Source organism: Sphingomonas aurea, from assembly GCF_030678875.1.
Taxonomy (GTDB): Bacteria; Pseudomonadota; Alphaproteobacteria; order Sphingomonadales; family Sphingomonadaceae; genus Sphingomonas; species Sphingomonas aurea.
In genome coordinates, this window is the sequence record NZ_JAUUDS010000006.1 from 89447 (window position 1) to 99911 (window position 10465).

Sequence of the window (10465 nt, forward strand, 5' to 3'; positions counted from 1 at the left end):
GACCGCCATGCCCCATCACCGCCCGACGATCGCCCTTCTTCTCGCGGCGTTCGCCGTGCCGGTGGTGGGGCAGACGCCCGTTCCGGCCGAGTGGGAACAACCGGAGGTGTTCCGCCAGGGCGCCGAGCCGATGCACGCGACCTTCCGCGGGTTCGAGACGCGCGGGCTGGCGCTGGCGGACGATGTGCGCAAGTCGCGCTATCACCTGTCGCTCGACGGCGATTGGAAGTTCCACCTGTCACCGACGCCGGAGGCGCGGCCGGCGGACTTCTACAAGCCCGGCTATGACGTGTCCGGCTGGGGCACGATGAAGGTGCCCGGCATCCTCCAGGCAGAGGGACATGGCGGGCCGGTGTTCGTCGGCTCGGGCTATCCCTTTCCCCGCAACCAGCCCTGGATCGACCACACGCTGAACGAGGTCGGGTCGTACCGCCGCGACTTCACCGTGCCGGCGCATTTTGCCGGGCGGCGCCTGCTGCTGACGGTCGGCGCGGCGGGCGCGGCCTATTACCTGTGGGTCAACGGCGTGCGCGTCGGCTATTCGGAGGATTCCAAGCTCCCTGCCGAGTTCGACGTCACCGCCGCCGCCCGGCCGGGGCGCAACACGGTGGCGATCGAGCTCTATCGCTACGCCGATGGCAGCTATCTGGAGGACCAGGATTTCTGGCGGGTCAACGGGATCGAGCGGAGCGTCACCCTCTACGCCGCTCCCGCCACCCGCCTGCGTGACCTGGGCGTTGAGGCGGGGCTGACCAACGACTATCGCGACGGGCGGCTGGCGCTGGACGTCGATGTCGCCGACACCGGGCCGGCCGGCCGGGTGCGCGCGACTTTGCTCGACGGCAAGCGCGCACTGCTGATGCAGGAGGCGGCCGTGACCGGCGGCAAGGCGCGCATCGCGGGCAACCTGCCCGGCATCCGCAGCTGGAGCGCAGAGACGCCGAACCTCTACACGCTGCTGGTCGAGCTGCTCGATGCGCAGGGCCGCATGGTGGAGGCGACCAGCCGCCGCATCGGCTTCCGCACGGTCGAGATCGCCGGCGGCGAGGTGCGGGTGAACGGCAAGCGGATCATGATCCGCGGCGTTAACCGGCACGAGCATGACCCGCACACCTTTCATGTCGTGTCGGAGGCGACGATGCGGCGTGATATCGAGCTGATGAAGCAGGCGAACGTCAACGCGGTCCGCACGTCGCACTACCCCAATGATCCGCGCTGGTACGAGCTGGCCGACGAATACGGCCTCTACGTGATGGACGAGGCGGATATCGAGAGCCACGGCTATCTGTCGCTGACCCAGGAGAAGAACGACCCGACGCTGAACCTGGGCCACAAGCCCGAATGGGCGGCGGCGCATCTCGACCGCGTCACCCGCATGGTCGAGCGCGACAAGAACCACCCGTCGATCATCTTCTGGTCGCTGGGCAACGAGAGCGGCGTCGGCCCCAATTTCGAGGCAGCCGGCAAGTGGGTGAAGGCGCGCGATCCGTCGCGCCTCGTCAGCTTCCTGGGTGTCAGCATGAGCGGGTGGCGCCATCCGACGCTGCCCTATGTCGATATCTTCGCGCCGATGTACGACGATGTCTGGAAGATCGCCGACTATGCCGAGCGGCCCGAATTCCCCCAGCCGCTGATCCTGTGCGAATACGCCCACGCAATGGGCAACAGCCTGGGCAATTTCCAGGATTACTGGGACGTCTTCCGCAAATATCCCAAGCTGCAGGGCGGCTTCATCTGGGACTGGGTCGACCAGACGATCCTGATGAAGGACAAGGACGGCCGCGCATTCTGGGCGCAAGGCCCCGACTTCGCCAACAAGGGCGGTGACGATAGCCCGGTCGGCGACGGCGTGGTCGGATCGACCCGCGTACCCGATCCCGAATATTACGAGATGGCCAAGGTCCAGTCGCCGATCGCCTTCGCCGCGGTGCGCCCCGGTTACGAGGTCGAGAACCGGCACGACCATATCGACCTGTCGCGCTTCACGCTGGACTGGACGATGATGGAAGACGGCCGCGCCGTCGCCACCGGCACGATCCCAACCCCGGCGGTGGCGCCGGGTGGCCATGCCCCGCTCGCTTTCACCCCGCCAGCGGCAAAGGATTCGGGTGCCGAGCGGATCCTGGTGCTGCGCGCGCGGGCGAAGGCGGGGGCGATCCCGCTGGTCGCGGCGGGTCATGTCGTCGGCTGGGAGCAGTTCCCGCTATCCGCCCCGCGCGCCCTGCCGGTCACGGCGGGCGTCGCCCCGACCGGGACGCCCGACGCGTTCACGCTGGAGGCCGGCGGCGCGGTGCTGGAGGTCGACCGGGCCACCGGCCTCGTCCGCCGCTACGCGCGCGGCGGGCGGACGCTGCTGACCGGTGGCACGCCCGATTTCTGGCGCGCGCCGACCGACAACGATGTCGGCACCGGCGTGACCAAGAGCCACGCGATGTGGAAGCAGTTCTCCGAGAACCGCCGGCTCGACGGCATCGCGGCAGAGGGCGACGCGATCGTCGTTCGTCACGACATGGGCGTGGGATCGGTCAAGATGGTCACGCGCTGGACGATGGCGGCAGATGGCACCGCGCGCGCCGAGGTGACGTTCACGCCGCTCCGCACCACCCTGCCCGACCCCTTGCGCGTCGGCCTGACCTTCCGCACGCCCGCCGCGCTCGACCGGGTGCGCTGGTATGGGCGGGGGCCGCAGGAAACGTACGCCGATCGCAAGACCGGCGGGCTGGTCGCGGTCTGGCAGGGCGCGCTCGCCGACCAGTATCACGCCTATGCCCGTCCGCAGGAGTCAGGTTCCAAGCAGGACGTGCGCTGGATCGCGCTGACCGGGGCGGGAGGCGGGCTGCGGGTGACCGGCGCGCAGCCGCTGTCGGTCAACGCGCTGCCCTTCCCCTATGACGACCTGTCCGAGTTCCGTCACAGCAGCGACATCCGCCCGCACGGCGACGGCACGCTGATGATCGACGCGGCGCAGGCGGGGGTCGGCGGCGACACCGGCTGGAACCTGGATGGACGCGCGCACCCGCAGTACCGCATCCCGCTGAAGCCGATGACCTACAGCTTCACGATCGGTGCCGACCGATGAAGCGCGCATTGGCGCTGGCACTCCTCGCCCTGCCGCAGATCGCCCCCGCGCAAGGGCCGACGGTCGCCGACCGCATCCAGCGATCGATCGACCTGCGCGAGCAGTGGCAGTGGCTGACCCGCGACATCGCCACCCCGCCGACCTGGGACGAGGATGGCCGGCACTTCCATTATCGCAAGACGGTGGAGGGCGGTTACGCGTTCGTCGATGTCGCCCGCGACGGCGGTGACAAACGTCCGGCGTTCGACGCCGGCGTGGTCGCCCGCGCGCTGGCGGCGCTGACCGGCAAGCCGGTCGACCCGCTGCGCCTGCCGTTCGAGGCATTCGACTATGCCGATGGGCGCGGCGCGATCGTGGCGCAAATCGACGACGACACCGTCCGCTGCACGCTGGTCCAGACCGTCTGCACCGTCGTGCCGCCCGAGCACCCGTCGCGCCCGCGCGGCTTCGGCGTGGTGCGCGACCTGCGCGTGCCCGCCGAGAACCATCCGCGCCCTTCGCCGGACGGTAGGCTGGAGGCGCTGGTCCTCGACGACAATCTGGTCGTCCGCGTCGCGGGCGGCGGCAGGGAGGCGTGGCGCAGCCAGGACGGCAGCCCGGCCGACTTCTACGATCCGGAGACGATCGCCTGGGCGCCGGACGGCCGCCGTGTCATCGCCTATCGCGTACGCCCCGGCTATGCCCGGATGGTCACCCGCGTCGTCGCCGCGCCGCCCGGCAAGGTGCAGCCCGAGGTGGTGCAGCAGCTCTATCCCAAGCCCGGCGACGCGGTCGATCAGGAACGGCCGGTGCTGTTCGCGGTCGCCGACGGCAGGCGCATCGCCATCGCCGACACCCTATTCCCCAACCCGTATTACCTGTCGGAAGCGACGTGGCGGAAGGACGGGAAAAGCGTCGCGTTCGACTATCTGCGCCGCGGCTTCGGCGAGGCGCGCACGATTGCGGTGGATGCCGATACCGGCGCGGCGCACGTCGCGGTCGGCGAGGACCCGGCGACCTTCGTCTTCCGCGACCGCATCTTCGGCCACGATGTCGGCGGGCTGGGGCGGGAGATCGTCTGGGCGTCGGAGCGCGACGGCTGGCGCCACCTCTATCTGGTCGACGCCACGACCGGACGCATCAAGCGCCAGATCACGAAGGGCGAGTGGATCGTCCGCGACATCGCCAAGGTCGATGATGAGAAGCGCCAGATCTGGTTCTCCGCCGGCGGCTACGTTCCCGGCGAAGACCCCTATTACAAGCAGTGGTTCCGGGTCGATTTCGACGGCCGCAATCTCGTGCGCCTGACGAAGGAGAACGCGACGCACGAACTGCGCTTCTCCCCTGACATGAGCCGCTATGTCGACGTCTATTCGCGCACCGACCTGCCCGAGACGACGGAGCTGCACGATGCGCGCGACGGCCGGCTGATCGCGACGCTGGAGAAGGGCGACATCACCCGCCTGACCGCCGCCGGCTTTCGCCCGCCCGAGCGCTTCACCGCCAAGGGCCGTGACGGACGCACCGACATCTACGGCGTGGTCGTGCGGCCGCGCGACTTCGATCCCGCGAAGCGCTACCCGGTGATCGAGAACATCTATGCCGGCCCGCACGACAGCTTCGTGCCCAAGGCGTTCTGGCCGTTTGGCGGCTTTTCCGGTGGCGACAAGGTCATGGGGATGCAGCAGCTCGCCGACCTGGGCTTCGTCGTCGTCCAGATCGACGGCATGGGCACCGCCAACCGGTCCAAGGCGTTCCACGACGTCGCGTGGAAGCACATGGAGGACATGGGTTTCCCCGACCGGATCGCGTGGATGAAGGCGCTGGCGGCGAAGGACCCTGCCGTCGATCTCAGCCGGGTCGGCATCTATGGCGGCTCGGCGGGCGGGCAGAACACGCTGAACGCGCTCCTCTTCCACCCCGACTTCTACAAGGCGGGAATCGCCTATGCCGGCTGTTTCGACAACCGCATGGACAAGATCGACTGGAACGAACAGTGGCTCGGCTGGCCGGTCGACCAGAGCTACCTCAACGCCTCCGGCGTGGTGCATGCCGGCAAGCTGCAGGGCAAGCTGATGCTGGTGGTCGGCGAGCAGGATTCGAACGTCGATCCGGCCTCGACCATGCAGGTCGTAGACGCGCTGATCCGCGCCGACAAGACGTTCGACCTGCTGGTGATCCCCAATGGCGAGCACAGCGCCGGCCGCACCACCGGCCCGGTGCCCTATGCGATGCGCCGCCACTACGACTTCTTCCTGCGGGCCCTGCGCGGCGAGGGTGTGGCGGACTGGAACGCGCGGTAGTTCAGCGCGTCCGCACCACCACCTCGAACCTGCCGCCGCCCCGCGCGTCGATGATTACGGCATCTCCGGCAAGGCGCGCGGGGCGGCCGTCGACCGTCGCCGACACCGGCTTCGTATCGGCCGGCAGGCGGAACCGCACCCGCGCCTCCTTCGGACCCCGCGCGGCGAAGGCGAGCGTCGCCGTCGCCTGCCGGGCTGCGGCGGCGAAGCGGGTGGCATAATCCACCCGCCCCCAGCGGGTCGGCGCCTGGCGCAGCGCGATCTCCCGCCCGCCCGCGAACCAGTCGCGCGGGATGCCGCGCCCCAGGTCGAGCCGGTCGGCATCGTCGTCCTCGATCGCCAGCAGCCAGCGGACGAGCAGCGGAATGGTCAGCTGCGCGGGAATGCAGAACAGCGGCAGGTCGCCGGTAATCCCCGACACCTCGCCCGCCACCCAGCTGCCCCGCGAGTGCGAGTGGAAGCGGTGCGAGTGGAGGAAGAGGAGGTACTCCTCGATCTGGTCAAGCCGCAGCAGCGCACGGGCATGGCCGTAGGATATGAAGCCCAGCTGGTCGCGGTGGTCGGCGTTGGCGGGCGCGAAGTTGGCGGTCACGCCGATGCAGGTGCCGCCATGCCCGCGCACGCAGTCCGCGACCAGCGCGGCGAGATCGGGCGGCAGCACGTCCGCCTGCAGCAGCTCGGCATAGACGCGGTGCGACCAGCCCTGTTCGTTGCGCTTGCGGGTCGCCAGCGCCTGTCGCCACGTCCCCTCCGCCCCCGGCAGCGGCCCCAGATAGGGCGGCGTCAGGTCGCGGCGCACCGACTGGCGGATGCGCGCGATCAGGTGCGGCTCCAGCCGGTCGGCGCGCGCCGCCCAGCCATCGGCCTCGGCGCGGGTCCCGATCACCGGCCACACGCGCGCGAGATCGCGCCAGCCGCGCACCGCCCAGGCGCTGTTGTTCCAATAAGGCTTCCACCACAAAGACGGATCGGGGTGTAGGCACGCGTCGGACTCGCTCCAGCCATGGAGCAGGCCATGGCCGCGGTCGGTGGCGGGCAGTGCGAGCGCCTGGTCGTGCAGCTCCGCCAGGATCTGCGCGGTGGCGGCGACCTTACCGCGCACCCGCGCGACCGTGGCAATGTCGCCGGTGTAGCGCAGGTAGCGCGCGACGAGCGACAGCGTCAGCCCGAACTGCGGCACCTCCGGCCCGCGCATGTCGACCATCCCGTTCTCGCCGACGAAGCGATCGAAATACTGGTCGAACACCGCCTTGGCCTGTGCGAACCGGCCCCATTCCAGATTGGCGTAGACCGAGCTGGTGAAGATGTCCTGGAAGCCGTCATATTCCGGCCCGACATAGTCGCGGTCGACGACCCCGTATTTGGGATAGGTGCCGCCCGGCCGGACCACCAGCTCCTTGGCGAAGGCGTGGGCGACCATGTCGGTGAGTGCGGAGTCGGGCAGCGCCGTGGGGGCCAGATCGGCCAGCTCGCCCTGCCACACGATCGCGAAGCGCAGCAGCGCGGTGTAGAAGGCGGCGGCATCGGGGTTCTGGCGGCGCGGCGGGAACGGCGCATAGCTGTGGCCATAATGCGTCGCGACCGCGCGACCGCCCACCACCCGCACGGTGCGGTGCCAGGTCTGGACGAGGAGCGGGTCGTCCGCATCCACGTCCGCGAACACGATCAGGTCGTACCAGCCGCCGCCGGCGATCGGGATCGCCTTGTGCACCGCCGGCAGCCAGCCGCCGAGCAGCCCCTCGAACCGGGTCTTCGCGCCGGCATCCCCCTCCAGCGCGGGGAAGACGTGTTCCGGACGATAGCCGCGCGTGCGGCCGTTGGGGAAGACGGGCATGGTGTCGCCCGCCTGCCGCGTACCGACGAAGCTGGTCCAGCCCAGCCGCGCGCCCAGCTTGTCCGCCTCGAACTCCGATCCGGAGGGCGGCGCGGCGTCGCGGACCCGTTCGGGATCGGGATCGCCGCCGCCCGCCAGCAGGGCATCGGCGAGCAGGTCGGCATCGGCCATTGCGATCGCCTTCAGCGACAGGCCGAGCCAGGGCGGCGTGGCGGTCGCGTGCATCGCCTCGGTCCGCTTGGGCAGCAGCACGGCCACGTCGCCCCGGACCAGCGCCAGCATCCCGTCGCGGTTCGACCAGTCCTCGCGCACCTCCCACCCGGCACCGTCCACGGTGAAGCGTTCGGTGACCGGCAAGGACGCGGCGGCACCAAGTGGGCCGAGCGGCGGCATCGCCGCCGCCGCGGCGGCAGGGGCGATCGCCGCAGCGGCGGTGCCGCCGGCAAGAAACCGGCGGCGATCCATCAGCGCGGCTCCAGCGTGACGGTGGTGGCCCCGCTGCCGAGCGGGATCGTCCAGAAGCCCCGCTCCATCCGCCCGCCATTGGGGGCATAGGCTTTGCCCCCCGCCGGCGCCTCGACCGCCAGCCGCGCGGCCGGCGTGGTCGCGGTTGCCGGATCGAGCGTCACGACGATGCGCCGCCGCGCCGGCTGCCACTCCGCCCGCGCGATCGTGCCGGCGGCAAGGGTGATCCACTGGCCCGCCGGCGCCACGAACAGCCGCGTGCGCGCGCCGTCGTGCGGCACCACCCCCACCGCGTCGCGGCCCTCGTCCACCGTCCCGCCAAAGCCCAGCCACCCCAGCGCCGGATCGCGCACCAGATAGGTGGCGGCGGCATAGGCATGGCCGAAATATCCCATGCCGTAGTCGCCGGTCATCGCGTCCCAGTCCATCACGTCGGGCTCGGAGTGGAAGCCGGCCGAGGCGAAGCCCTCGCGGTCGACATTGGTGATCCCGCCCATGAACCCGCCATAGGCGACCCGCAACAGGTGCAGGTCGGCGGGATCGCGGCGATAGGCGTCGAACAGCGGCACCGCGTTCAGCGCCGACCCGTAATGGTGCAGCTGCCGCTCGATCCGCTTGATCTTGCCGCCGTAGAGGAAGTCCCAGTAGCGCCGCGCATTGCCGTTATAGCCCCAGTGCGGCACCGTCGGGTCATAGCCCAGGATCACCTCGCGGGTGACCGCGGCTTTGTCCGGGAAGCCGAAATACTGCATCCAGGCATAGACTTCGGGCTGGCCGGTCGAGTCCCACGCCATCTCGCTGCCGAACGGATAGGCGAGCGTGCGCCAGTGGTCGGCGCGGCTCCGCATCAGCCCCTCGACCTCGTTGGCCTGCGCGGTCATCCCCTCGCGCTTCAGGTCGCGCAGGATCTCCAGGAAGACCTCGCCCTCCATCTGACCGAACTGCGCGTAGTGCGGCGCGTCGCGCATCATCGCGACGGTCGTGCGGTACGCCCAGTCGAGATACCAGCGCCATTCGTGACCGGTCACCAGCCCGACATGGTTGCGCGCCAGCCGGTACAGCACCCAGTGACCGGCGGCGACGTGCGGGTAGTTGTACGACCGGCCGAGGTCGTCGGCCTGATCCTTCTTCCACGATGCCCAGGTCGACCAGTCGATGTCCTTGGCATAGTAATCCGGGAAGCGCGCCGGGTCGTACCAGAACAGGCTCTTCTTCACCCCGCCCGCGTGCGCGCCGTCGGCGACCTGCAGCTTGCCGACGACGGTCTCGTCGATCAGCCGCTCCAGTTTCGCGACCTCGCCGGGCTCGGGATGGTCGAGCTGCTTCATCGCCGCGGCGACCCAGGCGCCACCGCCACCCTCGTCGCTCATCCCCGCGATCCACACGCGCTGGTCCTGCGTGACGATGCGGTTCGCCTGCCGGTCATAGGTCAGGATGGCGGGGGCGCGGCCGAACGGATCGGCCTTGTCGTCGAACCACTGCCGGCTGGTCGCAAACCGACCGAGGTCGGCGGACACCTGCGCCAGCGGCTTGGTGACGTAATAATGCACCGCCTGCACGCTGCCATCGGCATAGGTGATCGCCACCCGCGCCCGGCCCCAGCCGGAGCCCGTCACCCGGTACCGCGCCCAGCCGGCCGGCCCCGCAACCCTGGTCAGCGTCATCGCGTCGGCCGGCGACACCGCGACCGAGCGGATCGACTGGGGCGCCTTCACGAACAGGTCGGCGGGCGCGTCGGTCGGCACGACATAGCCGGGGATGCCGATCGCGACCGGCCGGCGTTGCGCCGTCAGCGTCGGCTCGATCGCGCGGATCGCCGGCGCGGCGACGAAGCGGACGCCGACCGTCCGCCGCTCGCCCGGTGCCAGGGTGAAGCTGGTTCCCGGATTCCACGGCGCGCCCTTTCGCCCCGCGATCGGATTGGCCGGATCCGCCGCCATTCCGGCGCTGGCGACCATCCAGTCGTAGAAACCCTCCGACGTCTGCTCGCGCGGGCTGCGGTCGGTAAAGATATCGCCGGCCGGGGCGCGGCCCTGCTGGCGCAGGATCCGGTACGCCTCCAGCGGCGTCTTCGCCTCCGGCAGGACGAGCAGCGCTGGCCCCTTGCCGTTCAGCCGGGTGACCTGAAGATAGCCGGCGTCCTGCCCGATATAGGGATCGACGAAGCTCGCCTGCGCATGCGCCTGTTCCAGCGAGCGGCCCGAGATGATGTTGTCGAACACCATCGGCAGCCCCAGCTCGCCGACCTCGACCGGCTGGCGGCCGGGATTCGCCAGGGTGATGCGCAGCACCGGCGCGCCGTCCTGCCGCACCCATGTACGCTCGACCGTCAGCGGAAAGCCCGCGCCCATCGACGCGGTGATGTCCGCCCGCGCGATCGTCGCACCGCCCGCCGCCAGCACTCGGATCGGCCGGCGCGCATTGGCGGAGGCGAAGTCCCGCCACGCGCCGGTCCCGGTCCGCAGCCGGACATGGACGTCGCCGATATGATTGTATCCGTCGCCCCGCCGCTCGCCGGCGCGGTTGCTCGGCACGAAGTCGAACCCGCCCGCCCCGCGCGGCGCCAGACGGGCGAGGGTCTGCGTGTCATGGCGCAGCGCCAGATCGAACGCGCCGACCGCGTAGCGATCTTCCGCCGGTCGTGGTGCCGCCTGCGGCACGGGCGCCGCGGCGGCGAGCGGCGCAATCGTCAGCGCCATGATCGGCAGCAGCTTGTCGTGACGCACGCTCGATTTCTCCCCCGGTAATCCGGTATGTCCAACGACGGTTGACCGTCTCTCGTCATCTGCCTATCGTATACCGTAT

Annotated in this window: 4 protein-coding genes; 2 read left to right on the forward strand and 2 right to left on the reverse strand. The window is 70.2% G+C overall.

Annotation, left to right across the window (positions count from 1 at the left end):
- Positions 1-7 precede the first annotated feature (7 nt).
- Both Q5H91_RS12045 and Q5H91_RS12050 read left to right on the forward strand, forming a co-directional pair.
- Positions 8-3079 (forward strand): glycoside hydrolase family 2 TIM barrel-domain containing protein, encoded by a 3072-nt coding sequence (locus tag Q5H91_RS12045; RefSeq protein ID WP_305173652.1) that lies wholly within the window; start codon positions 8-10, stop codon positions 3077-3079.
- Positions 3076-5361 carry a S9 family peptidase gene (locus Q5H91_RS12050; protein WP_305173653.1) on the forward strand — a complete coding sequence of 762 codons (2286 nt, stop codon included), beginning with the start codon at positions 3076-3078 and terminating at the stop codon, positions 5359-5361. Before Q5H91_RS12045 ends, Q5H91_RS12050 begins: the two co-directional genes overlap by 4 nt.
- Before the next feature lies 1 nt (position 5362).
- On the opposite strand, the gene Q5H91_RS12055 is transcribed toward Q5H91_RS12050, so the two are convergent.
- The gene (locus Q5H91_RS12055; RefSeq protein ID WP_305173654.1) at positions 5363-7660 is read right to left on the reverse strand and encodes a hypothetical protein; all 2298 of its coding nucleotides are present in this window, start codon (positions 7658-7660) and stop codon (positions 5363-5365) included.
- The gene (locus Q5H91_RS12060) at positions 7660-10386 is read right to left on the reverse strand and encodes a DUF5695 domain-containing protein (protein ID WP_305173655.1); all 2727 of its coding nucleotides are present in this window, start codon (positions 10384-10386) and stop codon (positions 7660-7662) included. Before Q5H91_RS12060 ends, Q5H91_RS12055 begins: the two co-directional genes overlap by 1 nt.
- Positions 10387-10465: the final 79 nt, after the last annotated feature.

Bases quoted from the DNA above. Each gene is read 5' to 3' on its own strand.
- Q5H91_RS12045 (WP_305173652.1), top strand. From the start codon at position 8: ATGCCCCATCACCGCCCGACGATCGCCCTTCTTCTCGCGGCGTTCGCC.
- Q5H91_RS12050 (WP_305173653.1), top strand. From the start codon at position 3,076: ATGAAGCGCGCATTGGCGCTGGCACTCCTCGCCCTGCCGCAGATCGCC.
- Q5H91_RS12055 (WP_305173654.1), bottom strand. From the start codon at position 7,660: ATGGATCGCCGCCGGTTTCTTGCCGGCGGCACCGCCGCTGCGGCGATC.